Below are 328 nucleotides of genomic sequence, written 5' to 3'. Positions count from 1 at the left end.
CGCACCACCACAGTTTGGAGATTGCTATGCATTATAATCACCTTTCTAGGAAGGAAAGATACCAGATTTTCGTATTATTACAAGCTGGAAAGAATAAAAAAGAGATAGCCCAGCTACTCAATAGACATCCTTCGACAATAAGTCGTGAGATAAAAAGAAATTCAAAACCTAATCAAGCCTATCAAGCACATGAAGCGGTAACGCTATCTCGTAAAAGGCGAAAAAACAGCGGTAATGGTAGGCCAATAGAGTCTTCGGTATGGCGTCAAGTTGAAAAATACCTCATGCATTATTACAGCCCAGAGCAGATTGCCGCACGTTTAAAGAA

At 39.9% G+C, this 328-nt stretch carries 1 protein-coding gene; it reads left to right on the top strand.

Features of this window, described 5'->3' with window-relative positions; all coding sequences use genetic code 11:
- Window positions 1–26: 26 nt before the first annotated feature.
- On the top strand, window positions 27–328 hold a 302-nt coding region (locus GQ598_RS11395), incomplete at its 3' end, for a helix-turn-helix domain-containing protein (protein WP_160404146.1).

This window comes from Gilliamella sp. Pas-s95 (genome assembly GCF_009795795.1).
Lineage (GTDB): Bacteria > Pseudomonadota > Gammaproteobacteria > Enterobacterales > Orbaceae > Gilliamella > Gilliamella bombicola.
Note: the sequence above shows the minus strand (reverse complement) of the source record. Positions and strands in the feature narration are given on the sequence as shown.